The following is a 23,025-nucleotide window of genomic DNA, read 5'->3' as shown; positions in this document are numbered from 1 at the left end:
CACCATCAGCGACCTCGCGACGTTCCGCCCACTCGTCGGTGAGCTCGTGGTTGAGCCTGACGGGTGGGGCGTCGTCGGCACGCCGACCAACTTCTACGCGACGGCCGAGACGCACACCATGAGCGGCGAGCTGTTCGACGTGCCCATCGAGGTGCGGTGGACGCCGACCTCGTACGTCTTCGACTACGGGGACGGGACGTCGGAGACGAGCACCGCATCCGGAAGCCCATGGCGAGGACCCGAGGAGTCGTGGACGGAGACGACCACGAGCCACACGTATGCGTCCCGCGACGATGTGACCGCATCCCTCACCGTCGTCTTCACCGCCGAGGTCGACGCAGGCGGCGGCTGGTTCCCCGTGCCCGGCACGCTGCCGGTCGCGGCGCCGAGCGTCGGCGTGAAGATCTTCGAGGCCGGCACGGTGCTCACGAACGGTGACTGCATGGCCAGCCCGACGGCCGCTGGCTGCGGAAGCTAGTCGCCGCCCCCGCCCCCGGCGCCGCCGTCTCCACTGTCGCCGCCGTCGTCCGGCTGCGCGGCAGCGCCGCCGTCGGAGCCGCGCGAGTCGTCCTGGCTGGCCCCGAAGGCCACGCCGAACGCGATGCCGATGCCCATGCCGATCGCGATGCCGAGCGCGAGGTTGTCCATAGCGATCCCGATCGCGGCACCGACGGCGAGGCCGATCGCGATGCCGGCGCCGAACATCCCTGCTCGCTTCTCGTCCATGCGAGCCACGCTAGGGAGCGTCGCGGACGAGCGCCTCCCTCCGCCGAGGGAGATCGCACTAGGGTCTCCGCATGACGACCTCCTCCCCCGGTTGGGGCATCCTCGGCGCCGGGGGCATCGCCGGCGCCTTCGCCCGCGACCTCGCGACGGCGGGCATGCGCACGGTCGCGGTGGGGAGCCGCGACGACGAGCGCGCCCGAGCGTTCGCCGCGCGGCACGGCATCCCGAACGTGCACGTCGGCTACGAGGCGCTCGTCAACGATCCCGAGGTCGACGTCATCTACGTCGCGACCCCGCACTCGCACCACCGGGAGCACGCGCTCCTTGCGATCGACGCCGGCAAGCATGTGCTCGTCGAGAAGGCGTTCACGACGAATGGCGATGACGCGCAGGCGGTCGTCGACGCGGCGCGCGCGCAGGGCGTGTTCGCGATGGAGGCCATGTGGACGCGCTTCCTCCCCACCATGGTCGCCGTCCGCGAGCGGATCGCGGCCGGCGAGCTCGGCGACGTGCTGAGCGTGCAGGCCGACCACTCGCAGATGCTCGACCTCTCCCCCGGCAGCCGCCTGATCGAGCCGTCACTCGGCGGTGGCGCGCTGCTCGACCTCGGCGTCTACTGCGTCTCGCTCGCGCACGCGATCCTCGGGCCGGTCACGCGCATCCAGGCATCCGGCGTCGTCGACGGCTTCGGCGTCGACCACCGCGGCTCCGCGATCCTCGAGCACGCGAACGGCGGCGTCTCGACGCACTCCTTCTCGATGATGACGCTCGGCTCGAACCGCGCGACGATCGCGGGCACCGACGGCGTCATCGAGCTCGACCCCGCGTTCTACGCGTGGACGCGATACCGACGACGCCACGCATCCGCCCACACGACGGCAGTGGAGGAGTTCGAGCCCGAGCTCGTCGGGCGAGGCATGCAGTTCCAGGCCGCCGAGGTCGAGCGCTGCATCGCAGAGGGGCGGCTCGAGAGCGAGCTCATGCCGCTCGACGAGACGGTGGCGATCATGCGCGTCATGGACGAGATCACTGAGCGGATGCGTTCAGGCGCGTAGGCGCGGCGCTTGCGGCCGCGCGGTGGCTACTCGACGAGCGCCGCCTCCCGCTCCGCGATGCGGGCGCGCACTTCGGGCCGCCGGAGCGGCGGCACTGTCTTCGGCGGTTGCCGTCGGTCGGGAAGTTCGTCAAGCAGGTGGTGCGTGATGTGCGCGACCTCGGCGACGGCCCGCTCGAACGCGTCGCGCGTGCGGTCGGTCGGATGCGTGATGCCCGACACCTTGCGGATGTACTGGCGGGCAGCGGCCTCGATCTCCTCGTCGTTCGCGGCGGGCTCGAGACCGCGGAGCTCGGTGATGTTCCTGCACATGCAGGCAGGGTAGATCCGGTCGGAGCATCGCGCCAGCCGCGGGTGCGCTCGGCTTCGACGCGCCGCTTGGGAGTTGTCCACAGCCGTGTTCACCTCGCTACGCCATGTCAGTGGCCTTCGATACTCTGTGCGGAACAGGGATTCGAGGAGGCGGTGATGTCGACCACCGAGCAGGCCGCGGCAGCGACCCGCGCCGCCCGCGCCGTGCTCGATGACCTCGCCTCCATCTCCAGCGCCCCGCGCCAGGAGGTCGTCGATCTGCTGCACCAGACGGCAGAGCTCGCCCGCATCGTCGACGCGCAGCGCGTTCGGCTCGCCGGCGAGATCGAGCAGCGCTCGAAGGGTCCAGAGGAGACGTCGATCTGCGCCCTGATGGGCAAGCGCAGCCCGAAGGAGGCCGTCGCCTCGGCGTTCGGCATCCGTGCGGGCCAGGCGGCCGAGCTGCTCTCGACGGCCAGGGCGACCAGTCGATCGGTCGGCATCAGCGGCGGCAGCGTCGAAGCACCGTTCCCGCTCGTCGCGGCCGCGCTCGACGAGGGCGCGATCTCGCTCGCCCAGGTTCGCACCATCGTCTCCGAGCTCTCACCAGCGGCCCCGAGGGCAGATCTCGACCAGCTCGCCTGGGCTGAGGGCAAGCTCGTCGAGGCGGCGACCGACGCCAGGGCGCCGCTCGTCCCGGAGCTGCTCGCCATCCGCGCGAAGGCGTTCGTCACGGTGCTCGATCCCGACGGCGTGCTGCCGAACGCTGAACGGCAGTACGCGCAGCGCGACCTGCGCATCTGGCAGCGGCAGAACGGCATGTGGCACTTCGAGGGCGACTCCCCGGCGGAGCCCGGCTCGCAGTTCAAGGCGATGCTGGATGCGTACACCGCGCCGCGCGCGAAGGTGCGGTTCGTCGACGACACCGAGGCCGACGATGGAGCCGAGGCCGACATCGACACCCGCTCGCTCGGGCAGAAGCGGCACGACGTGCTCATGGGCCTCGTCGCGGCGCACGCGGCGTCCGACGACGCTCCCGTCGCGGGTGGTGCGCCACCGCGCATCGTCCTCAACGGCACGATCGAGGCGTTCGACGCGTACATGCAGAACGCGGAGCACCGCGATCGCACCCTCACGATCGAGCACACCGGCGACCTCGTGCCCATCGAGGCGCTCGGGCGACTGCTGTGCGAGGCAGTCGTGCAGCGCGCCGTCGTGGACGAGCGCGGTCACGTGCTCGACCTCGGTCGCGAGCAGCGCCTCTTCACCAAGCCGCAGCGCATGGCACTCGCCGTCCAGTACGAGGGCTGCGCGACGCCTGGCTGCCACATGCCGGTCGCCTGGACCGAGGCGCACCACGTCGTGTGGTGGAGCAGAGGCGGGCCGACCGACACGGAGAACGGGATTCTGCTCTGCACGCACTGCCATCACGAGGTGCACGCGGGCCGGCTTCTCGTCGTCGGCGAGCCCGGCGACTGGCGCGTCGTGCCGCAGCTGCGGCCGAGCGATCCCTACGCGCGCGCCGTTCGCTCCGGAGAACCGCTGCGCGCGATCACCGCCGGCACGGCCACCGCACCAGCCGCCGCCGGTCGATCGCTCGCGGTGAGGCTACCCGACCGGCCGCCCTCTGCAGCGCCTTCGACGGTCGTTCGACCGCCGCGCCGCGCACGGAGGGTGAGCGCATCGCTCATTGAGCGCAGGCTGCGGCACCGGTTCAGCGAGAGCGGCTCCGGCTCGAGGCACGCCGCCGTCGACTTCAATGGGCGACGCAACCTGGTGCTGCGCACCTGATCGGCGCACGGTCTGCACCGACGGGGCTCAGCTCTCCTTCGTGATCTCCACCGAGACGAACAGCTCGCTCTTGCCCGCTCCGGCGTAGACGCCGCGCAGCGGCGGCACGTCGTTGTAGTCGCGGCCGAGGCCGACCTTCACGTGGCGGTCGCCGATGTCGATGAGGTTCGTCGGGTCCCACGCGTTCCACTCACCGGTGAACCACTCGACCCACGCGTGCGACTCGCCCCGGATCGTCTCGCCGATCACCGGCTCGCGCTTCGGGTGCAGGTAGCCCGAGACGTAGCGCGCCGGGATCCCAACGGAGCGCAGCGCCCCGATCGTGATGTGCGCGATGTCCTGGCACACGCCCTTGCGGTTCTCCCATGCCTCGGAGGCCAGCGTGTGCACGTGCGTGACGCCCGACATGTACTCGATCTGCTCGCCGACCATCCGGGCGATCGCCGCCGCCGCGGCGCCCGGCGTCTCGGACGCATCCGCCATCTCCCGCGCCGACGCGACGAGGTCGGCCGACGGGCGCGTGCGCGGGGTCTGCCCGAGCTGCTCGACATACTGCGTCGCTCGCGCCGCGACCTTCTCGAGCTGCTCCCACGAGAGCTCGTGGCCGCCGGTGAGCCGCGGCCGCACCTCGACGAGGCTCGTCGCGGTCAGCTGGAGCTCCGTGTGCGGCGCGAGCACGTCGAACGAGACGACCTTCGTGCCCCAGTAGTCGTCGTAGGTGTTGACCGACGTGCTCGGGCGCACGTCGAGGTTCGAGTAGATGACGAACTGGCCGTCGCTCGTCGACGGCAGCATGCGCGACTCGTTGTAGGAGGCGACGACCGGCCGCTCGTAGCGGTAGCCGGTGGTGTGGCGGATGCGGAGCCGGCTCACGAGGCCTCCCTCGTCCAGGCGGGCATGTTGTGGGTCGGGAAGTAGCGCTCGCGCACCGCGTGCGACACGGCCGTCGTCGTCGACTGCACCTTGTCCATCACCGTCGGCAGGCGCTCGATGATCTCCTGGATGGGCGTGAACTCGAGCTCCGCACGGATCTGCCCGAGCATCCGCTGGGCCGGGTCGACGTAGCCGACGCGGTCGTGCCTCGGCTCGATGTCGTGCAGGCAGTCCTCCGCTCCCCGGATCGAGAACAGGATCGAGCGCGGGAAGAGGCGATCGAGCAGCAGGAACTCCGCCGCGTTCGTCGACGAGGGCACCCCGCGGTACGTGCGCAGGTACGCCTCGTACGCGCCGACCGAGCGGAGGATCGTCGTCCACGACGGGCCGGAGGCCTCGGTGAGCGCTCGCGTGGCCAGCAGTCGCGCGACCATGTCGGCCCGCTCGATGAAGCGGCCGAGGTTGAGGAAGCTCCACGCGTCGTCGCGGCTCGCGGTCGAGTCGGCCATGCCGCCCGCGAGCGCCGCCCGCTCGCGCACCCAGCCGAACATGACGTGCACCTGCTCGGGGCTCACGCGCCGCGGCATGTTCGCGTAGGTGGCGTTGAGCACCTCCCACAACTCGGTCGAGATGATCTCGCGCGCGCGGCGGGCGTTCTCACGCGCCGCGTTGACGGAGTAGGCGATCGACGCGGGCTGCGAGCGATCGGTCGCGAGGGTGTTGACGACGTCGACGCGCGTGAGCTTCCGCTCGGGCGGCGCGTCGTGCCCCATGACGCCGAGCAGGGCGCGGCACGCGGTGTCCTCGTCGACCGCGACGTCCTCGAGCAGGAGCTGGAGGTAGACGTCGAGGATGCGCGCGGTGCCGTCGGCGCGCTCGATGTAGCGGCCGATCCAGAACAGGCTCTCGGCGATGCGGGAGAGCATCATCGGGCGTCACCTCCGTCGGCGGGGCGTCTCGATACGCCGGCTTCGCCGGCTACTCGACGAGCGGGCGGCTGCGAGCGCGCGGATTGCTGCTGCTGCTCCGCCTGCGTCGACTTCGTGCTCGGCGCATCCTGCGGTGACTGGTCCTGCGGATGCTCCCCGGCCGCCGCCGCCGCCGTCACGATCGGGATGGGCCGCGTCATCGGCTCGCCCGAGGCGCCGAACTCGGCGTCGTGGTCGATGAGCGGCAGCTGCTCGCGCGGACCGGCGAGCACCCAGGTGTCCTTCGAGCCGCCGCCCTGTGAGGAGTTGACGACGAGCTGTCCCTCGGGGAGCGCGACGCGCGTGAGCCCGCCCGGCAGCACCCACACATCCTTCCCGTCGTTGACGGCGAAGGGGCGCAGGTCGACGTGGCGCGGCCGCATGCCGTCGTCGACGAGCGTCGGGATCGTCGAGAGCTGCACGACGGGCTGCGCGATCCAGCCGCGCGGGTCGTCGAGCAGCCGCTGCTTGAGCGCCTCGAGCTCCTCGGGCGTCGCGTCGGGACCGACGACGAGCCCCTTGCCGCCCGAGCCGTCGACGGGCTTGACGACGAGCTCGTGCAGGCGGTCGATGACCTCCTCGAGCGCTCCCGGGTCCTCGAGCCGCCACGTGTCGACGTTCTTGAGGATCGGCTCCTCGGAGAGGTAGTAGCGGATGAGGTCGGGCACGTAGGTGTAGACGAGCTTGTCGTCGGCGATGCCGTTGCCGACCGCGTTCGCGATCGTGACGTTGCCGAGCCGCGCGGCGAGCATGAGGCCGGGGCTGCCGAGCATCGAGTCGGCGCGGAACTGCAGCGGATCGAGGAAGTCGTCGTCGACGCGGCGGTAGATGACGTCGACGCGCGCGGGCCCCTCCGTCGTGCGCATGTAGACGCGGCCGCCCGACGTGAACAGGTCGCGACCCTCGACGAGCTCGACGCCCATGAGGCGCGCGAGCAGCGTGTGCTCGAAGTAGGCGGAGTTGTAGACGCCGGGCGTGAGCACGACCACCCGCGGGTCGTCGACGCCCGCGGGCGCGGCGGCGCGCAGCGCGTGCAGCAGCTTGTCGCAGTAGTCGCCGACCGGGCGCACGCGCATCGACGAGAACATCTCGGGCAGCGTCTGCGCGATGACGCGGCGGTTGGAGATGACGTAGCTGACGCCCGAGGGCACGCGCACGTTGTCCTCGAGCACGCGCCACTCGCCGTGCTCGTCGCGGATGAGGTCGATGCCCGAGACGTGGATGCGCACCCCGTTCGCGCCGACGACGCCGGCGGCCTGGCGGTGGAAGTGGGTGGATGTGCTGATGAGCTTCGCGGGGATGATGCCGTCCTCGACGGCGCGCTGCGGGCCGTACATGTCAGCGAGGAACGCCTCGAGCGCGCGCACGCGCTGCTGCACGCCGGACTCGACGTGCTTCCAGTCCTCCGCAGTGATGATGCGCGGGACGGCGTCGAGCGGGAACGGCCGCTCCTCGCCCGCGAAGTCGAACGTGACGCCCTGTGCGAGGTAGGAGGTCGCGAGCGCGTCGGCACGGGCGCGCAGGTCGTCCTTCGACATCTCCGACAGCGCGTCGTAGAGCGGCTTGTAGGGGCCGCGAGCGTCGCCCTTGCGCTCGAACATCTCGTCCCACGGCGTGCCCTGCCGCTTGCGGGGCACGGCGAAGGGCTTGTCGTAGTCGTCGAAGAGGTCGCCCATGGCGCGAGCCTAGTGGCGACGGCGGCTGCGTCCCTGCGAGCGCGGCGGGCGACGAGCCTCGGCGGCTAGCCTCGGACGGTGCCGATGCCCACCCCCGACCAGCTCGCCCGCGCAGAGTCGCTCATCGCGCTCACGCCCGACTTCCCGAGCCGCGGGGTGCTGTTCCGCGACATCGGTCCGATGCTCGCCGACGCGGATGCGCTCGCGGCCGTCACCGAGGCACTCGCCGCACCGTTCGAGGGCGGCTTCGACCTCGCCGCCGGCGTCGAGGCGCGCGGGTTCCTGCTCGCGGGCACCGTGGCCGCGACCGCTCGGACCGGCCTCCTCCCCATCCGGAAGGCCGGCAAGACGCCGCGGCCCACCGCATCCGTCGACTACGCCCTCGAGTACGGCGTCGCGACGATCGAGGCCGCGGGCGACCTCAGCGGCCGGCGCGTGCTGCTCGTCGACGACGTGCTCGCGACCGGCGGCACGCTCGCCGCGGCCGCGCGCCTCGTCGAGGAGCTCGGCGGCGAGGTCGCCGGCGTCGCGGTCGTGCTCGAGCTCACGGCGCTCGGCGGCCGCGAGCGGGTGCCGAGCGCGCACGCCGTCTTCACCGCCTGAGCGGCGGGCGACGGCTCAGAGCGCGGCGACCGCCGCAGCCTCGACCGCGAGGCCCGCGCGGTAGCGCTCGAGGTAGGCCGCGAAGCCAGCGACGTCGTCGGGGTCCGGCTCGACCGTCGACTGCGCCGCATCCGCGAACACCACCTCGTCGAGGTAGTCGGAGAGGTCGCGCGCATCGCCGCCGGCGGTCGCTCGCGCGAAGGCCGCGAGCACCGCGATGCCCCACGCGCCGCCTTCGGACGCCGTCTCCCCCACCGACACAGGCGCTCGGAGCGCTCCGGCGAGGAACCGCTGCGCGACGCCCGCGGTGCGGAACATGCCGCCGTGCGCGAACATGCGGTCGAGCCGCACGCCCTCCTCGTCGAGCACGCGCATCCCGAGCGCGAGCGTGCCGAAGGCGCCGTAGAGGTGCGCGCGCATGAGGTTCGCGAGCGTCAGCCGGCTCTCGGGCGTGCGCACGAGCAGCGGCCTGCCCTCGTCGAGGCCCGCGATGGGCTCGCCCGCGACGTGGTTGTAGGCGAGCAGCCCGCCCGCGTCGGCCTCGCCCGCGATCGCCTCGCGGAAGAGCGCGTCGAAGACGGCGTCGTCGTCGATCGGTGCGCCGGCGGCCTCGGCGAAGCGCGCGAACACCCGCGCCCATGCCGCGAGCTCGCTCGCGCCGTTGTTGCAGTGCACCATCGCGACGGGGTCGCCCGCGGGCGTCGCGACGAGGTCGAGCTCGGCGTGCACGCGCTCGAGCGGGCGCTCGAGCACGACCATCGCGAAGACGCTCGTGCCCGCGCTCACGTTGCCCGTGCGGGGCGCGACCGCGTTCGTCGCGACCATGCCGGTGCCGGCGTCGCCCTCCGGCGCGCACAGCGGCACGCCGGGCTGCAGCGTGCCGCTCGGGTCGAGCAGTCGCGCGCCCGCCGGCGTCAGCGCTCCCGCGGGCTCGCCGGCGCGCAGCACGGTCGGGAGCAGCTTGGCGACGCTCGCGACCGGCAGACGACCCGCGACGAGCTCGTCGTAGCGCGCGATGAGTGCGGAGTCGTAGTCACCGCCCGCCGCGTCGAGCGGGAACGTGCCGGATGCGTCACCGACGCCGAGCACGGCGCGTCCCGTGAGGGCGCGGTGCACGTAGCCGGCGAGGGTCGTGATCGAACGGACGCGGGGCACGTGCGGCTCGTCGTCGAGGATCGCCTGGTGGAGGTGCGCGATCGACCAGCGCAGCGGGATGTTGACGCCGAACGCCTCGGTGAGCTCGGCCGCCGCGCGGCCGGTCGACGTGTTGCGCCACGTGCGGAACGGCGCGAGCAGCTCGCCCGCCTCGTCGAAGGCGAGGTAGCCGTGCATCATGCCCGAGACGCCGATCGCGCCGATCTCGCGCAGCTCGGCGCGGTGCTGCGCGCGGACGTCGTCGCGGAGCGCCGCGAACGCGGCCTGCACGCCGGCCCACGCGTCGTCGAGCGCGTACGTCCAGGTGCGCTCCTCGAAGCGGTTCTCCCACGCGTGGGAGCCGACCGCGAGCACCCGCGCGGGATCCTCCGCGTCGACGAGGCACGCCTTGATGCGCGTCGAGCCGAGCTCGATGCCGAGCGCCGTGCGGCCGGCCTCGATCGCCTCGGCGCTCATCGCCCCTCCTGCTCCTGCTCCGGCCGCTGCCCGTAGACGTGCTGGTAGCGCTCGTGCAGCCGGTCGATGTCGGCCTGCGGGATGGGGATGACGGGCCCGGCCTCGCGCGCGAGGTGGACCGTGCGCGCGACGTCCTCGACCATGACCGCCGCCTTCACCGCATCCCTCGCCGTCCCGCCGATCGCGAACGGGCCGTGGTTCTGCATGAGCACCGCGCGCGAGCGGTGCTCGCGGAGCGTCTCGACGATGCCGCGTCCGATCGAGTCATCGCCGATGATCGCGAACGGCCCGACCGGGATCGGCCCGCCGAACTCATCCGCCATCGCCGTGAGCACGCACGGGATCTCCTCGCCCCGCGCCGCCCATGCGGTCGCGTAGGTCGAGTGGGTGTGCACGACGCCGCCGACCTCGGGCATGTGACGGTAGACGTAGGCGTGCGCGGCGGTGTCGCTCGAGGGGCTCGCGTCGCTCCCCGCCGTGCCAGGCACGACGGCGCCGTCGAGGTCGCAGACGATCATCCGCTCGGGCGTCAGGTCGTCGTAGTCGACCCCGGACGGCTTGATGACGAACAGGTCAGCGCCCGGCACGCGGCCCGAGACGTTGCCGCCCGTCCACACCACGAGGCCGTAGCGCACGAGCTCGCGATGGAGCCGCGCGACGTCCTCGCGCACGGCGTCGACGGCTGCGAGCGTCGCCTGGTCGAGCGCTGCCATGCCCGGCATCCTCAGTGGAGCGCGATCGTCTCGACCGAGCGCAGCTGGTCGCGGATGAAGCGGTTCGCGTGCGCGGCGAGATCCGCCGAGTCGTCCCAGAGGTTGCGCCAGATGCCGAGCGTGTTCGAGAGCGACTCGGAGACGACGGCGCTCGAGAACGACTCGAAGACGATCGGGCCGTCGTAGCCGAGCCGCGCGAGGCCGCGGAAGAAGGAGCCGAAGTCGACCGATCCGGTGCCGAGGTAGCCGCGGTGGCTCTCGCCGATGTGCACGTAGCGGAGCCGCTCACCAGCGTCGAGGACGGGCTCGAGCATCCCCGACTCCTCGATGTTCATGTGGTACGTGTCGAGGTGCAGGTGCACGTTGTCGTGCCCGATCTCCTCGAGGAAGCGGAGGCCCCCGCGCGCGGTGTTCGCGATGTTCGTCTCGTAGCGGTTCACGATCTCGAGCGAGAGCGTCACGCCCGCCGCGGCCGCGCGGTCGGCGAGGCGGCGGAGCGCCGCGGCCGAGTTCGCGCGGCCCGCCTCGGTCGCCGGGGTCGTGTACTTCTGCATCGCCGAGTAGATGACGCCGCAGAGGTGCGCTCCGCCCGCCTCGGCGACGACGTCGATCGCCCGCTCGAGGAGGGTCTCGCCCTCGCGGCTCACCGCGGCGTCCTCGCTCGAGAGGTCGTGCGCGGCGTCGAGCCCGAGGCTCGACGTCATCGCGACGCCGTGGTCGTCGAGCATGCGGCGCACGAGCGCGCCGTCGATCGCGAACGGATCCATGAGCGGCAGCTCGAGCAGGTCGAACCCCGCCTGCTGGGTGCCGGCGATGGCGGTCTGGAGGCCCGCCTCGTCGAACGTGCCGGTGAAGACGAGGCCGTGGACGCCGATCTGCATGATTGCTCCTTCGCTGGGTGGTCTATCGCGCCGCGTCGAGGATCGCGCGGCGCACGTGCTCGTCGTCCCGACCGTCGATGCGGTCGAGGACGGCGTCGGGGAGGAAGGTCGGCTCGCCCACCGAGAGCGCCCCGACGAAGATGCGCGCGACCTTGTCGGCCATCTCGGTGATGCGGAGACACTCGGCCGGCGTCGCGCCGATCGCGAAGATGCCGTGGTTCCGCATCCACGCGACCTTCGGGAGCGCGCCGTGCCGGTCGGCGAAGTCGCGCAGCTCGTCGCGCATGAGCCGACCGAGGCTCAGGCCCGGGTCGACGTAGGGCACGAGCAGCGTCTCGGTGCCGAGCACCACGATCTGGTCGGGGAAGAGCGCACCGGCGGCGAGCAGCCCTGCCCGGTCGGAGCACAGCACCGAGTTCGCCGCGATGGGGTGCGTGTGGCAGGCGGCGCCCGCGCCGGAGCTCAGCACGACCGCGTGCAGGAGCGCCTCGACGCTCGGCCGCTTCGCGTCCGGGTCGACGCGCGAGGCCATGAGCGCCTCCGCGACGCGCGCGTCTCCCGCACCGCCCTCGAACGCCGCCGGGTCGTCGAGCAGCTCGAGGATCGGCGCGAACCGGCACTCGACGAGGTCGTCGGGCCCCGCGGCCGCGAGCGACGAACCCGTGGCCTTCACGAGCATCCGCTCGTCGTCGAGCCTCGCCGAGACGTTGCCCTCGGCGAGGATGACGAGCTCGCGCTGCGGCTCGCCCACGGCGTGCGCGAGCCGCAGCAGGTCGTCGCGGGGATCGGTCACTTGGGCGCTCCCGGCGCGGTCGCCGGCACCGCGAGCCGCGGTGGTGCTCCCGCCTGCCGCCTGCGGATCGTGGCGTTCGAGAGCAGCGAGGCGCCGAGCAGCACGATGCCGAGCGCGAGCAGCTGCGCCTGCGCGCCCTCGTTGCCGGGCACGACGAGCAGGATCGAGGCGTTGAGCCACACGATGAGCAGTGCCGCGAGCAGGATTCCGCTCAGCTTGCCGATGCCGCCCGTGATGGCGACACCGCCGAGCACCGCGATCGTGATCGCGGGCAGCGCCATGCCGCTGCCGCTCGTGCCCGCGTCGGGCCGGGCGGAGGCGAACTGCGCGACGGTGTAGACGCCGACGAGGCCCGAGATCGCACCGGCCGTGACGTAGGCCATCATGCGCGTGCGGCGCGTGTCGATGCCCGCCCACTGCGCGGCGGTGTCGTTCGTGCCGATCGCGTAGAGCTTGCGGCCGTAGGTCGTGCGGTTGAGCACGAACCACGCGACGATCGCGACGGGGATGAGGAAGGTGAAGACGCCGAGCGGCACGAGCGGCAGCGAGCCGCCGATGACGGGGAGCTCGACGGCCTTCGCCGCGTTGTAGAACTCCGAGATCTCCGGTCCCGAGATGGGCCGCTGCTCGCTCACGACGAGCGCGATCGAGCGGTAGGCGTAGAAGGTCGCGAGCGTCGTGATGAGCGCCGGGTAGCCGAGGTAGGCGGTGAGCACGCCGTTGATCGCGCCGAGGAGCGCCCCGAAGAGCACCGCGAGCACGACCGCGACGAGCAGCGGCAGGCCGGCCTGCTGGTAGAGCATCGCGAAGACGATGCCCGTGAGCGAGACCATCGAGCCGACCGAGAGGTCGATGCCGCCGCGGCCGGAGGTGATGACGAACAGCTCGGCGAGCGCGAGCAGCGCGAGCGGCACGTAGGCGATGAGCGTCGAGGCGAGGTAGTCGCTGTTGAACGTGCCGCTCGTGAGCCCGACGGCGTCGAGGATCGACATCGCGACGAGCAGCACGATGATGAGCGCGAGCAGCAGCACCGCCCGGTCGCGGAGGATGCCCGAGCCGAGCCACTCGCGCACGCGCGAGGGCGGCGCCGCACGTCGCTCGTCGGCGGGGGTCGTCGTGGTGGCGGTCATGCGCGGGCCCTCCTGGCTCGCTCGCGGATGATGTCGGTGCCGACGGCGATGAGGATGAAGATGCCGACGAAGAGGAAGCCGAGCTGGGTGGGCCAGCCGAGCTGCGTCACGCCCGAGACGACGGTCTGCACGAGGATCGCGCCGAGCAGGGTGCCGACGACGCTGCCGCGGCCGCCGAGGATCGAGGTGCCGCCGATCACGACCGCGGCGATGACCTGCAGCTCCTTGCCCGAGCCGACCGACTGGTCGAGCGTCGAGGTGCCCGTCGCGATGATCATGCATGCGGCGAGCCCGGCGAGCGCGCCGGTGATGAGGTACACCCAGACGAGCCGCGGCTGCACCTTGATGCCCGCGAGCCGGGCGGCGTTCTGGTTGCCGCCGATCGCGTAGAGGTTGCGGCCCGACTTCGCATAGCGCAGGAACCACCACGCGACGGCGACGGCGAGCACTGCGATCGCGAAGGAGTGCGGCACCCCGAAGGTCGAGCCGGCCGAGCCACGCCCGAAGAACTCGAGCGTCGACGGGATGCCGTTGACGGTCGACGAGTTGAAGACGCGCAGCCCGAGCCACAGGAAGACGTTCGCGGTGCCGAACGTGATGATGATCGGATGCACGCGGCCGTAGGCGATCAGGATGCCGTTGAGCGCGCCGAGCGCCGCGCCGATGACGATCGCGAGCCCGACCGCGACGATCGCGGGCACGTCGTAGCTCACGAGCACGCGCGCGGTCACGACGGCGGAGACCATGATCATGCCCGCGACGGAGACGTCGATGCCCGCGGTGATGATGACGAAGGTCATGCCCACGCCGATGAGCGCGATCGGCGCGACCTGCACGAGCAGCGGGCCGATCGAGCCGGGCGTGAGGAACGCGGGCGTGAAGATGCCGAGCAGCACCCACAGGATCACGAGCACGACGAGCAGCACGACCTCCTGCCCCGTCACGATCGGGGGCAGGATGCGGCGCATGCTCACCGCTTGCGGCGCGCGGGCTTCGGTCGCGGTGGTCATCGGTCGTCCTCCTCGGTGACGGGCTCGTCCTCGGCGCCGGCCGCCGCCGCGAGCAGCGAGGCCTGGCTCGCGCTGGGCGGGAACTCGCGGGCGATGCGCCCGGAGCGGAAGACGAGGACGCGGTCGGAGATGCGCTGGACCTCTGCGAGGTCGGTGGTGATCACGAGCACGGCCGTGCCGCGCGCGGCGAGGTCGGCGATGATCCGGTGGATCTCCTCCTTCGCGCCGACGTCGACGCCCTGCGTCGGCTCGGCGAGCACGAGGAGCTTCGGCTGCTCGACGATCTGGCGGGCGAGCACGACCTTCTGCGCGTTGCCGCCGGACATCGCGCCGAGCGGCTGCCGCGACGTGGGCGTCTTGACCGCGAGCCGGCCGATGAGGTCGTCGGCGATGCGCCGCTCGGCCTTGGGCGACACCCAGCCGGGGAGCTTCCCGAGCAGGCCGAGCGAGCCGACCGTGATGTTGAAGGCGATGCTCTGGAACGAGAAGGAGCCCTGCGACGAGCGGTTCGCCGGCACCATTCGGATGCCGCGGCGCTTCGCCTCGGCGGGCGTGCCGGGGTGGCGGTCGCTGCCGACAACGCGCATCCGTCCGTTCGTCGCACGGCGCATGCCGTAGACGACCTCGCCGACCTCGGCCGCGCCGGAGCCGATGAGGCCGTAGAGGCCGAGCACCTCGCCGGCGCGCACCGAGAGCGACACGTCGGCGAACGTGCCGTCGAGCGTGAGCCCCTTGAGCTCGAGCACGGTCTCGCCGTGCTCGCCCGGGACGTGCTCGCCCTCGTCGAGCGCGCCGCCGACCATGCGCTCGGCGATCTCGCGCACCGAGAGCTCGCCGATCGGCTCGGTCGAGACGGTCTCGCCGTCGCGCATGATCGTCACGGCGTCGGCGATGCGGAAGAGCTCGTCGAGCCGGTGACTGATGTAGATGATGGAGACGCCGTCGGCGGCGAGCCGTCGCACGACGCCGAAGAGCACCTCGATCTCGGCGTCGGTGAGGATGGCGCTCGGCTCGTCGAGGATGAGGATGCTCGCCTGCTCGAGGAGCGCCTTCGCGATCGAGACCTGCTGCTGCTGCGCGATCGAGAGGCCGCCGAGCGGCTGCGAGGCGACGCCGCGGTCGAGCCCGACGGTGTCGAGCAGCTCGAGCATGCGCGGCGCCTGGGCGCGCCAGTCGATCATCGGGCCGCGGGTGATCTCGCGGCCGACGAAGAAGTTCTCGGCGACGGTGAGCTCGGGGAAGAGCTGCGGCTCCTGGTAGACGGTCTGCACGCCGAGGCCGATCGCGTCGGTCGTCGAGCCGATCGAGACGGCCGTGCCGTCGATCGCGATCGAGCCGGTGTCGGCCTGCTCGGCGCCCGCGAGGATCTTGATGAGCGTCGACTTGCCGGCGCCGTTCTCGCCCACGAGCGCGTGGACGGTGCCGGGCATGACGGTGATGTCGGCGTGGCGGATGGCGCGCACGCCGCCGTAGCGCTTCGAGATGTCGCGCATCTCGAGCCGGGGCGTGGAGTCGTGCCCCGGCGTGGGGCGTGCCCGCTGGGCGGTGTCGGTCATGGTGCTCCTCGTGATCGCCGCCGCTGGGGCCGGCGGGCTGCCTGCGGGTCGGCCTCCGGGCCGGCCGGCGGGCCAGATGGGGTGCCGGGGCGCGGCGCGAGCCGCGCCCCGGCGTCAGTCGATCGGGCGATCAGTAGTCGTAGTCGCCCGCGTTCTCGGCGGTGAAGACGGTCGGCGGGCCGAGCAGCAGCACGCCCGTCGCCTCGTCGTACTCGACCTCCGAGAGCGCCTCGTTCGACAGGCTCGACGTGTCGCCGAGGTCGCCGTCGGTCGCGAGCTGCACGCCGGCCCAGCCGGTCAGGTAGCCGAGGCCCTCGACGTCCCACAGGATCGACCCGCTCGACGCGCCCGACTCGAGGTACGGGAGCATCGACTGCGGCGTGCCGAGGCCGACGGTGAAGACCTCGCCGATGCGGTCGGCGTCCTGCACGGCCTGTGCGACGCCCGGGGCGCTCGAGGTGCACTCGCCCACGAGGCCCGTGAGGTCGGGGTGGCTGTTCATGAGGTCGGTCGCCATCTGCGTCGCCATGGCCTGGTCCTCGCCGGCGTAGACGATGTCGACGATCTCGGCGTCGGGGTACTCCGAAGCGGTGTACGCCTCCTGCACCTCGATCCACGCGTTGAGGTTCGCCGCCGTCTCGCCGCACGAGACGATCGCGTACTTGCCCGAGCCGCCCATCGCCTCGAGGAGCGAGTCGGTGAGCTGCTGGCCGATGCCCTCGACCGAGGCCTGGCTCACGAAGACCTCGCGCACCGAGTCGGGCGCGTCGGTGTCGGTCGTAGCGACGTGGATGCCGGCGGCCTGCGCCTCCTGCAGCAGCGGCGCCATCGAGTTCGGGTCGTTCGGTGCGACGAACAGCACGTCGACGCCCTGCTGGATGAACGAGCGCACGATGTCGGCCTGCGCGGCCGCGTCGGCGGTCGTCGGGCCCTGGTAGAGCCACTCGAAGCCGAGCTCCTCGGCCGCCTGCTGGCCGCCCGTGTTCATCGCCTCGAAGTAGGGGATGCCCTGCAGCTTGGGGACGAACGCGATGGTCAGGCCCTCGGCGCTCGCGCCGTCGGTGGCGCCCGGCTCCGCCGACGATCCGGTGTCGGTGTTGCGCGACGTGCAGCCGGCCAGCACGACGGCAGCGGCCGCCGAGAGCGCCAGTGCACCCGCGATCTTGCGTGAGATCTTCATCGATGCTCCTTCAGGGTGAGGCGACGGGAGGCGGTCTCCGCCCGTGCCGAGACCGGCGCCGTGCCGGTCGTCTGCGCGTCGGGGAGCGGCACGCGGGCCACCGGCACGCCGATGGCGCGCCACTCCTCGACGAAGTCGTCGGATGCGTCGGCATCCGTGATGAGGCTCGTCACCTGCTCGGCGCGCGCGAACGGGTGCAGCGCGAAGCCGTCGATCTTGCTCGAGTCGAACAGTCCGTGCACCTCGTCGGTCGCGGCGACGAGCGCTTGCTTCGAGACGGCCTCGTCGGTCGCGAGCTCGAGCAGGCCGCGCTCCGGCGAGAGGCCGACGACGCCGACGAACGCCTTGTGCACGCGGCCGCGGCCGACGAGCGCGTCGGTGATGGGGCCGACGAGGCCCGAGCTCTCGCGGCGCAGCGTCCCGCCGGGCATGATGACCCGCGCGTCGGAGCGCTCCATGAGCACGGTCGCGGTCGGCAGCGACTGCGTGATGACCACGAGGGCCTGCCGGTGCAGCAGCTCGAGCGCGAGGTAGTGCGCGGTGCTCGAGGTGTCGAGCGCGATGACGTCGCCGTCGGCGACGAGCGTCGCGGCCTGGGCGGCGATCGCGCGCTTCGCGGCCGACTCGCGCTGCAGGCGGTCGCGGAAGGCGCCCTCGTCGCCGCGCTCCGGCAGCAGCGCGCCGCCGCGCGTGCGTCGCAGCAGCTGCCGGCGCTCGAGCGCGTCGAGGTCCTTGCGGATCGTCACCTCGGAGACGTCGAGGTCGCGGGCGAGCTCGGCGACCTGCACGGAGCCGTTGGCTCCGAGGGCGTCGAGGATGCGCGCCTCACGACTGATCACGGCGTCTCCCTTGTCGGTGATGGTGGCGACAGTACGCATCCGAAACCGGCTTCGCAAGTCACCGATACCGAATCGCAACCTTCGCGCTTGCGTTCGAAACCTCGACGGGGCATGCTGGCGTGGCGCGACCGGCGCTGAGCCGACCGGTGGCGACGGTCGAGGAGGACGGGAGCGAGCATGGCGAGCACGGAGGCGCAGCGCCTGACGCCGGTGTGCTTCCGCTTGCGCGTGCGCCCCGAGCTCGTCGGCGAGTACCGCGAGCGCCACGCCGCCGTCTGGCCCGAGATGCTCGAGGCGCTCCGCGCGACCGGCTGGCTCGACTACCGCATCTTCGTCGCCGACGACGGCACGTGCATCGGGACCTTCCGCACCCTCGACCTCGACGCATCCCTCGCCGGCATGGCCGCGAGCGACGTCAACGCCCGCTGGCAGGCCGAGATGCAGCCCTTCTTCGAGGGCATCGAGCGGCCCGCCGACGAGTCCTTCGAGCTCATCCCGCTCGCCTTCGACCTCGACGCGCAGCTCGCGGCGAGCCGAACCGCATCCCGCCCCGAACCGAGGAGCTGACATGGCCGTCACCCCCACCGCAGAGCAGCTCGAACGGCTGCGCATCGAAGTGCCCAGCTGGGCCTACGGCAACTCCGGCACGCGCTTCCGCGTCTTCACGACGCCCGGCACGCCGCGCGACCCGTTCGAGAAGCTCGCCGACGCCGCCGAGGTGCACCGCCACACGGGGCTCGCGCCGACCGTCGCGCTGCACTACCCGTGGGACAGGGTCGACGACTGGGCGGCGCTTCGCGAGCGCGCGGCGGAGCTCGGCGTCGCGCTCGGCACGATCAACTCGAACACGTTCCAGGACGACGACTTCAAGTTCGGCTCGCTCACGCACCCGGATGCGCGCGTGCGGCGCAAGGCGATCGATCACCACTTCGAGTGCATCGACGTGATGCACGAGACGGGCTCGCGCGACCTCAAGGTCTGGCTCGCCGACGGCACGAACTATCCCGGGCAGGACTCGATCCGCGAGCGCCAGGACCGCCTCGCGGAGTCGCTCGCCGAGATCTACGCGCGGCTCGCCGACGACCAGCGGATGGTGCTCGAGTACAAGTTCTTCGAGCCGGCGTTCTACCACACCGACATCCCCGACTGGGGGACGAGCTACGTGCACTGCCTCGCGCTCGGCGACCGCGCGAAGGTGGTGCTCGACACCGGCCACCACGCGCCCGGAACGAACATCGAGTTCATCGTCGCGCAGCTCCTGCGGCTCGGGAAGCTCGGCGCCTTCGACTTCAACTCGCGCTTCTACGGCGACGACGACCTCATCGTCGGTGCCGCCGACCCGTTCCAGCTCTTCCGCATCGTCGTCGAGCTCATCGCGGGCGGCGGCTACGGCGACCCCGACGTGCAGCTCGTGCTCGACCAGTGCCACAACATCGAGGAGAAGGTGCCGGGCCAGATCCGCAGCGTCCTCAACGTGCAGGAGGCGGTCGCGAAGGCGCTCTCGCTCGACACCGAGGCGCTCGCCGTCGCGCGTCGCGAGTGCGACGTGCTGCTCGCGAACGAGATCCTCATGGACGCGTTCGCGACCGACGTGCGCCCGCTGCTCGCCGACTACCGCGAGGCGAAGGGGCTGCCCGCCGACCCGATGCGCGCCTTCCTCGCCTCCGGCTACCTCGAGCGCATCGCCGCCGAGCGCGTCGGCGGCACCCAGGCCGGCTGGGGCGCGTGACCGCGCCGACCCCCGAGACGACGGAGACGACATGAACCAGGCAGTCAGCGACCTGCTCGCGCGCAGCAACGCACTCGGCAGCGATCCCCGCAACACGAACTACGCCGGCGGCAACACGTCGGCGAAGGGCACCGGCATCGACCCCGCGACGGGCGAGCCCGTCGAGCTCCTGTGGGTCAAGGGCTCCGGCGGCGACCTCGGCACGCTCACGGAGGCTGGCCTCGCCGTGCTGCGCCTCGACCGCGTGCTCGGCCTCGTCGACGTCTACCCCGGCGTCGAGCGCGAGGACGAGATGGTCGCCGCGTTCGACTACTGCCTCCACGGCCGCGGCGGCGCCGCGCCGTCGATCGACACGTCGATGCACGCGCTCGTCGAGGCGCCGCACGTCGACCACCTGCACCCCGACTCCGGCATCGCGATCGCCACGGCGGTCGACGGCGAGGAGCTCACGCGGCGCATCTTCGGCGACAGGGTCGTGTGGGTGCCGTGGCGCCGCCCCGGCTTCCAGCTCGGGCTCGACATCCGCGACATCCAGCGCGCGAACCCGGATGCGGTCGGCTGCATCCTGGGCGGGCACGGCATCACGGCATGGGGACGCTCGAGCGAGGAGTCGGAGCGGAACTCACTCTGGATCATCCGCACCGCCGCCGAGTACATCGAGCAGCACGGCCGACCCGAGCCGTTCGGCGCCGAGCTCGACGGCTACGCCGCCCTGCCCGAGACCGAGCGACGCGCGCGCGCGGCGGCGCTCGCCCCGCACATCCGCGCGATCGCCTCGACCGACCGCCCGATGGTCGGCCACTTCAGCGACGCGGAGGTCGTCACCGACTTCCTCGCGCGCGCCGAGCACCCGCGGCTCGCGGCGCTCGGCACCTCGTGCCCCGACCACTTCCTGCGCACGAAGGTCAAGCCGCTCGTGCTCGACCTCCCCGCCGACGCGCCGCTCGAGCGCGCCATCGAGCGGCTCGGCGAGCTGCACGAGGCGTACCGCGCCGACTACGCCGCCTACTACGAGGCGCACGCGACACCCGAGTCGCCCGCGATGCGCGGCGCCGACCCGGCGATCGTGCTCGTGCCGGGCATCGGGATGTTCTCGTTCGGCAAGGACAAGCAGACCGCGCGCGTGGCGGGCGAGTTCTACACGAACGCGATCAACGTCATGCGCGGCGCCGAGGCGATTTCGCGCTACGAGCCCATCTCGGACGCCGAGAAGTTCCGCATCGAGTACTGGTCGCTCGAGGAGGCGAAGCTGCAGCGGATGCCGAAGCCGCGCTCGCACGCCGGCCGCATCGCGCTCGTCACCGGCGCCGCGAGCGGCATCGGCAAGGCGATCGCCACCCGGCTCGCCGCCGAGGGCGCGTGCGTCGTGATCGCCGACCTCGACCTCGAGAAGGCCAAGGCCGCCGCGGCGGAGCTCGGCTCGACCGACGTCGCGATCGGCGTGCGGTGCGACGTCACGCGCGCCGGTGAGGTGCAGGCGGCGGTCGACGCGGCGCTGCTCGCGTTCGGCGGCCTCGACCTCGTCGTCAACAACGCCGGGCTGTCGCTGTCGAAGTCGCTGCTGGAGACCACCGAGGCCGACTGGGACCTCCAGCATGATGTGATGGCGAAGGGCTCGTTCCTCGTCTCGCGCGCGGCGGCGAAGGCGCTCATCGACCAGGGCCTCGGCGGCGACATCGTCTACATCTCCTCGAAGAACGCGGTCTTCGCCGGTCCGAACAACATCGCGTACTCGGCGACGAAGGCTGACCAGGCGCACCAGGTGCGGCTGCTCGCGGCCGAGCTCGGCCAGTACGGCGTGCGCGTCAACGGCATCAACCCCGACGGGGTCGTGCGCGGCTCGGGCATCTTCGCCTCCGGCTGGGGCGCCTCGCGCGCGAAGGTCTACGGGGTGAAGGAGGAGGAGCTCGGCAAGTACTACGCCGGCCGCACGCTGCTCGGCCGCGAGGTGCTCCCCGAGCACGTCGCGAACGCCGTCGCGGCGCTCACGGGTTCGGAGCTCAGCCACACGACCGGCCTGCACGTGCCCGTCGACTCCGGTGTGGCGGCCGCGTTCCTGCGATGACGGCGACGGTCGCGGCGGTCGACCTCGGCGCGACGAGCGGTCGGGTGGTGCGGGCCGAGGTCGGCCCCGCCACCCTGCGGCTCGAGGAGGTCGCGCGCTTCGAGAACCGGCCGGTGCGCATCGGCGACGGCCTCCACTGGAGCGTGCCCTCGCTCTACGACGAGGCGATGCGCGGCGTCGCGGCGGCGTCGCGGATGCACGGGGATGCGTCGCTCGCGTCGGTCGCGGTCGACTCGTGGGCGGTCGACTACGCGCTGCTGCGGCGGGGCAGCCTGCTCGGCATCCCCTTCTCCTACCGCGACGACCGCACGGCGCGCGGGCTCGAGCTCGTCGACCGGGTCATCGCGCAGCCCGAGCTCTACGCCCGCTGCGGCTTGCAGCGCATGCCGTTCACGACGATCAACCAGCTCATGGTCGACCGCGAGCGAGGCCTCCTCGAGGTCGCCGACCGGATGCTCATGCTCCCCGACCTGTTCGGCTACTGGATGACCGGTCGCATGGTCGCCGAGCGCACCAACGTGTCGACGAGCGGGCTCATGCGGCTCGACGAGCAGTGGGACACCGAGCTCATGGGGATGCTCGGCATCCCGCCGTCGCTGCTCGCGGAGGTCGTCGACCCCGGCACGCGCATCGGCCCGATCGACGCCGCGACGCGCTCCCACTACGGGATCGAGGGCGCGCCCGACGTGTTCGCCGTCGGTTCGCACGACACCGCATCCGCCGTCGTCGCCGTGCCGATGGAACCGGGCGGCGCCTACGTCTCGAGCGGCACGTGGTCGCTCGTCGGCATCGAGACGGCCGCGCCGATCGCGACGCCCGCGGCGCTCGACGCGTCGTTCACGAACGAGGGCGGCGTCGACGGCCGCACGCGCTTCCTCAAGAACGTCATGGGCCTGTGGATCCTGAGCGAGTCGGTGCGCACGTGGCAGGCGGCGGGCGAGCGGCTCGGCCTGCCCGAGCTGCTCGCTGCGGCCGCGGCGGTCGACTGGGCCGTGCCCGTCTTCGACCCGACCGACGACGCCTTCTACCCGCCCGGCGACATGCCCGCGCGCATCCGCTCGTGGTTCGAGGAGCGCGGGCAGCGGCCGCCGCAGGGCAGGGCGGAGGTCGTGCGCTGCATCCTCGAGTCTCTTGCCGAGGGCTATGCCCGGGCGCTGCGGGACGCGGCCGCGATCAGCGGGCAGGCGATCGAGCGCGTGCACGTCGTGGGCGGCGGAGCGCGGAACGCGCTGCTGTGCCAGCTCACCGCCGACCACACGGGGCTGCCGGTCGTCGCCGGCCCCGTTGAGGCGTCGGCGATCGGCAATGTGCTCGTGCAGGCGCGCGCGCTCGGCGCCGCGCCCGCGACCCTCGAGGAGCTGCGGGCCCTCGTGCGCGCGGCGCACGAGCTCGTCGAGTACCTGCCGCGCGCCCGCTGAGAGCCCCGCAGCGTCCCTCTTCTCCTTGGCTGGGCCGACAGCGGCAGTCGCGTGGCACGTCTGCCCGTCGCAGAGCCATCGATCGCGCCCTCGCAGTCGGTCAGGCCGCGGCTGCCGC

The 23,025-nt window shown here is 72.2% G+C and carries 22 protein-coding genes; 8 read left to right on the top strand and 14 right to left on the bottom strand.

From position 1 onward, the window contains the following. Window positions 1–46 precede the first annotated feature (46 nt). On the top strand, window positions 47–478 hold the full coding sequence (locus tag ACP7BI_RS02925) for a hypothetical protein (RefSeq protein WP_425843620.1): 432 nt from the start codon (window positions 47–49) through the stop codon (window positions 476–478). Here the strand turns inward: ACP7BI_RS02925 and ACP7BI_RS02920 are convergent. Beyond that, window positions 475–726 (bottom strand): hypothetical protein, encoded by a 252-nt coding sequence (locus ACP7BI_RS02920; protein WP_425843618.1) that lies wholly within the window; start codon window positions 724–726, stop codon window positions 475–477. The two genes, ACP7BI_RS02925 and ACP7BI_RS02920, sit on opposite strands and share 4 nt — an antisense overlap. Window positions 727–797: 71 nt before the next feature. Between ACP7BI_RS02920 and ACP7BI_RS02915 the strand changes: the two genes are divergently transcribed. Then, on the top strand, window positions 798–1,781 hold the full coding sequence (locus tag ACP7BI_RS02915) for a Gfo/Idh/MocA family protein (protein ID WP_425843616.1): 984 nt from the start codon (window positions 798–800) through the stop codon (window positions 1,779–1,781). A gap of 26 nt (window positions 1,782–1,807) precedes the next feature. On the opposite strand, the gene ACP7BI_RS02910 is transcribed toward ACP7BI_RS02915, so the two are convergent. Next, entirely contained in the window at window positions 1,808–2,092 is a 285-nt protein-coding gene (locus tag ACP7BI_RS02910) for a DUF2277 domain-containing protein (protein WP_425843615.1), read from the bottom strand. Window positions 2,093–2,248: 156 nt separating this feature from the next. On the opposite strand from ACP7BI_RS02910, the gene ACP7BI_RS02905 reads away from it, so the two are divergent. After that, window positions 2,249–3,862 (top strand): DUF222 domain-containing protein, encoded by a 1,614-nt coding sequence (locus ACP7BI_RS02905; RefSeq protein ID WP_425843613.1) that lies wholly within the window; start codon window positions 2,249–2,251, stop codon window positions 3,860–3,862. A gap of 27 nt (window positions 3,863–3,889) precedes the next feature. On the opposite strand, the gene ACP7BI_RS02900 is transcribed toward ACP7BI_RS02905, so the two are convergent. The 3 genes from ACP7BI_RS02900 to ACP7BI_RS02890 are packed head-to-tail and all read right to left on the bottom strand — an operon-like array spanning window position 3,890 to window position 7,379. Then, on the bottom strand, window positions 3,890–4,735 hold the full coding sequence (locus ACP7BI_RS02900) for a transglutaminase family protein (protein ID WP_425843612.1): 846 nt from the start codon (window positions 4,733–4,735) through the stop codon (window positions 3,890–3,892). Next, entirely contained in the window at window positions 4,732–5,661 is a 930-nt protein-coding gene (locus ACP7BI_RS02895; RefSeq protein ID WP_031223657.1) for an alpha-E domain-containing protein, read from the bottom strand. Before ACP7BI_RS02895 ends, ACP7BI_RS02900 begins: the two co-directional genes overlap by 4 nt. After that, window positions 5,661–7,379 (bottom strand): circularly permuted type 2 ATP-grasp protein, encoded by a 1,719-nt coding sequence (locus ACP7BI_RS02890; protein ID WP_425843611.1) that lies wholly within the window; start codon window positions 7,377–7,379, stop codon window positions 5,661–5,663. The genes ACP7BI_RS02895 and ACP7BI_RS02890 overlap by 1 nt, the downstream gene beginning before the upstream one ends. An 84-nt stretch (window positions 7,380–7,463) precedes the next feature. Here ACP7BI_RS02890 and ACP7BI_RS02885 point away from each other — a divergent pair, with 84 nt between their 5' ends. Further along, complete coding sequence (locus tag ACP7BI_RS02885) at window positions 7,464–7,982, top strand: adenine phosphoribosyltransferase (RefSeq protein WP_425844064.1); 519 nt, start codon at window positions 7,464–7,466, stop codon at window positions 7,980–7,982. Between the two features lie 15 nt (window positions 7,983–7,997). On the opposite strand, the gene ACP7BI_RS02880 is transcribed toward ACP7BI_RS02885, so the two are convergent. From ACP7BI_RS02880 to ACP7BI_RS02840, 9 genes are all read right to left on the bottom strand, one after another. Beyond that, window positions 7,998–9,593 (bottom strand): xylulokinase, encoded by a 1,596-nt coding sequence (locus tag ACP7BI_RS02880; RefSeq protein WP_425843610.1) that lies wholly within the window; start codon window positions 9,591–9,593, stop codon window positions 7,998–8,000. Further along, window positions 9,590–10,306, bottom strand: coding sequence for an L-ribulose-5-phosphate 4-epimerase (locus ACP7BI_RS02875; protein WP_425843609.1), 717 nt, complete (start codon window positions 10,304–10,306; stop codon window positions 9,590–9,592). Before ACP7BI_RS02875 ends, ACP7BI_RS02880 begins: the two co-directional genes overlap by 4 nt. A gap of 11 nt (window positions 10,307–10,317) precedes the next feature. Beyond that, window positions 10,318–11,187 carry a sugar phosphate isomerase/epimerase family protein gene (locus tag ACP7BI_RS02870; RefSeq protein ID WP_425843607.1) on the bottom strand — a complete coding sequence of 290 codons (870 nt, stop codon included), beginning with the start codon at window positions 11,185–11,187 and terminating at the stop codon, window positions 10,318–10,320. Window positions 11,188–11,209: 22 nt separating this feature from the next. Next, the gene (locus ACP7BI_RS02865) at window positions 11,210–11,980 is read right to left on the bottom strand and encodes a class II aldolase/adducin family protein (RefSeq protein WP_425843606.1); all 771 of its coding nucleotides are present in this window, start codon (window positions 11,978–11,980) and stop codon (window positions 11,210–11,212) included. Further along, window positions 11,977–13,110 carry an ABC transporter permease gene (locus tag ACP7BI_RS02860; RefSeq protein ID WP_425843605.1) on the bottom strand — a complete coding sequence of 378 codons (1,134 nt, stop codon included), beginning with the start codon at window positions 13,108–13,110 and terminating at the stop codon, window positions 11,977–11,979. Before ACP7BI_RS02860 ends, ACP7BI_RS02865 begins: the two co-directional genes overlap by 4 nt. Continuing rightward, window positions 13,107–14,120: an ABC transporter permease gene (locus ACP7BI_RS02855; protein WP_425843604.1), complete on the bottom strand. Its 1,014-nt coding sequence runs from the start codon at window positions 14,118–14,120 to the stop codon at window positions 13,107–13,109. Before ACP7BI_RS02855 ends, ACP7BI_RS02860 begins: the two co-directional genes overlap by 4 nt. Next, window positions 14,117–15,676 carry a sugar ABC transporter ATP-binding protein gene (locus ACP7BI_RS02850; protein ID WP_425843603.1) on the bottom strand — a complete coding sequence of 520 codons (1,560 nt, stop codon included), beginning with the start codon at window positions 15,674–15,676 and terminating at the stop codon, window positions 14,117–14,119. Before ACP7BI_RS02850 ends, ACP7BI_RS02855 begins: the two co-directional genes overlap by 4 nt. A gap of 130 nt (window positions 15,677–15,806) precedes the next feature. Then, window positions 15,807–16,856, bottom strand: a complete 1,050-nt coding sequence (locus tag ACP7BI_RS02845; protein WP_211446995.1) for an autoinducer 2 ABC transporter substrate-binding protein — start codon at window positions 16,854–16,856, stop codon at window positions 15,807–15,809. Beyond that, window positions 16,853–17,734, bottom strand: coding sequence for a DeoR/GlpR family DNA-binding transcription regulator (locus ACP7BI_RS02840; RefSeq protein WP_425843602.1), 882 nt, complete (start codon window positions 17,732–17,734; stop codon window positions 16,853–16,855). The genes ACP7BI_RS02845 and ACP7BI_RS02840 overlap by 4 nt, the downstream gene beginning before the upstream one ends. Window positions 17,735–17,872: 138 nt before the next feature. Here ACP7BI_RS02840 and ACP7BI_RS02835 point away from each other — a divergent pair, with 138 nt between their 5' ends. Genes ACP7BI_RS02835 through ACP7BI_RS02820 form a run of 4 tightly spaced genes read left to right on the top strand, consistent with a single transcriptional unit; the run spans window position 17,873 to window position 22,907 of the window. Then, complete coding sequence (locus tag ACP7BI_RS02835; protein WP_425843601.1) at window positions 17,873–18,262, top strand: L-rhamnose mutarotase; 390 nt, start codon at window positions 17,873–17,875, stop codon at window positions 18,260–18,262. 1 nt (window position 18,263) lies between these two features. Next, window positions 18,264–19,424: an L-rhamnose isomerase gene (gene rhaI / locus ACP7BI_RS02830; protein ID WP_425843600.1), complete on the top strand. Its 1,161-nt coding sequence runs from the start codon at window positions 18,264–18,266 to the stop codon at window positions 19,422–19,424. 31 nt (window positions 19,425–19,455) lie between these two features. Continuing rightward, the gene (locus ACP7BI_RS02825; protein WP_425843599.1) at window positions 19,456–21,489 is read left to right on the top strand and encodes a bifunctional aldolase/short-chain dehydrogenase; all 2,034 of its coding nucleotides are present in this window, start codon (window positions 19,456–19,458) and stop codon (window positions 21,487–21,489) included. Further along, on the top strand, window positions 21,486–22,907 hold the full coding sequence (locus ACP7BI_RS02820) for a rhamnulokinase (protein ID WP_425843598.1): 1,422 nt from the start codon (window positions 21,486–21,488) through the stop codon (window positions 22,905–22,907). The genes ACP7BI_RS02825 and ACP7BI_RS02820 overlap by 4 nt, the downstream gene beginning before the upstream one ends. Window positions 22,908–23,025: the final 118 nt, after the last annotated feature.

The organism is Agrococcus sp. TSP3-2-1, assembly GCF_049897585.1.
Classification (GTDB): Bacteria; Actinomycetota; Actinomycetes; order Actinomycetales; family Microbacteriaceae; genus Agrococcus.
This window is presented reverse-complemented; position numbering and strand designations above follow the sequence as displayed.

Excerpts from the sequence above, each read along its gene's own strand:
- ACP7BI_RS02880 (WP_425843610.1), bottom strand. The coding sequence starts at position 9,593 with ATGAGCGCCGAGGCGATCGAGGCCGGCCGCACGGCGCTCGGCATCGAG.
- ACP7BI_RS02890 (WP_425843611.1), bottom strand. The coding sequence starts at position 7,379 with ATGGGCGACCTCTTCGACGACTACGACAAGCCCTTCGCCGTGCCCCGC.
- ACP7BI_RS02845 (WP_211446995.1), bottom strand. The coding sequence starts at position 16,856 with ATGAAGATCTCACGCAAGATCGCGGGTGCACTGGCGCTCTCGGCGGCC.
- ACP7BI_RS02855 (WP_425843604.1), bottom strand. The coding sequence starts at position 14,120 with ATGACCACCGCGACCGAAGCCCGCGCGCCGCAAGCGGTGAGCATGCGC.
- ACP7BI_RS02860 (WP_425843605.1), bottom strand. The coding sequence starts at position 13,110 with ATGACCGCCACCACGACGACCCCCGCCGACGAGCGACGTGCGGCGCCG.
- rhaI (WP_425843600.1), top strand. The coding sequence starts at position 18,264 with ATGGCCGTCACCCCCACCGCAGAGCAGCTCGAACGGCTGCGCATCGAA.
- ACP7BI_RS02840 (WP_425843602.1), bottom strand. The coding sequence starts at position 17,734 with ATGCGTACTGTCGCCACCATCACCGACAAGGGAGACGCCGTGATCAGT.
- ACP7BI_RS02915 (WP_425843616.1), top strand. The coding sequence starts at position 798 with ATGACGACCTCCTCCCCCGGTTGGGGCATCCTCGGCGCCGGGGGCATC.
- ACP7BI_RS02870 (WP_425843607.1), bottom strand. The coding sequence starts at position 11,187 with ATGCAGATCGGCGTCCACGGCCTCGTCTTCACCGGCACGTTCGACGAG.
- ACP7BI_RS02895 (WP_031223657.1), bottom strand. The coding sequence starts at position 5,661 with ATGCTCTCCCGCATCGCCGAGAGCCTGTTCTGGATCGGCCGCTACATC.
- ACP7BI_RS02835 (WP_425843601.1), top strand. The coding sequence starts at position 17,873 with ATGGCGAGCACGGAGGCGCAGCGCCTGACGCCGGTGTGCTTCCGCTTG.
- ACP7BI_RS02850 (WP_425843603.1), bottom strand. The coding sequence starts at position 15,676 with ATGACCGACACCGCCCAGCGGGCACGCCCCACGCCGGGGCACGACTCC.
- ACP7BI_RS02885 (WP_425844064.1), top strand. The coding sequence starts at position 7,464 with ATGCCCACCCCCGACCAGCTCGCCCGCGCAGAGTCGCTCATCGCGCTC.
- ACP7BI_RS02910 (WP_425843615.1), bottom strand. The coding sequence starts at position 2,092 with ATGTGCAGGAACATCACCGAGCTCCGCGGTCTCGAGCCCGCCGCGAAC.
- ACP7BI_RS02920 (WP_425843618.1), bottom strand. The coding sequence starts at position 726 with ATGGACGAGAAGCGAGCAGGGATGTTCGGCGCCGGCATCGCGATCGGC.
- ACP7BI_RS02875 (WP_425843609.1), bottom strand. The coding sequence starts at position 10,306 with ATGGCAGCGCTCGACCAGGCGACGCTCGCAGCCGTCGACGCCGTGCGC.
- ACP7BI_RS02905 (WP_425843613.1), top strand. The coding sequence starts at position 2,249 with ATGTCGACCACCGAGCAGGCCGCGGCAGCGACCCGCGCCGCCCGCGCC.
- ACP7BI_RS02820 (WP_425843598.1), top strand. The coding sequence starts at position 21,486 with ATGACGGCGACGGTCGCGGCGGTCGACCTCGGCGCGACGAGCGGTCGG.
- ACP7BI_RS02825 (WP_425843599.1), top strand. The coding sequence starts at position 19,456 with ATGAACCAGGCAGTCAGCGACCTGCTCGCGCGCAGCAACGCACTCGGC.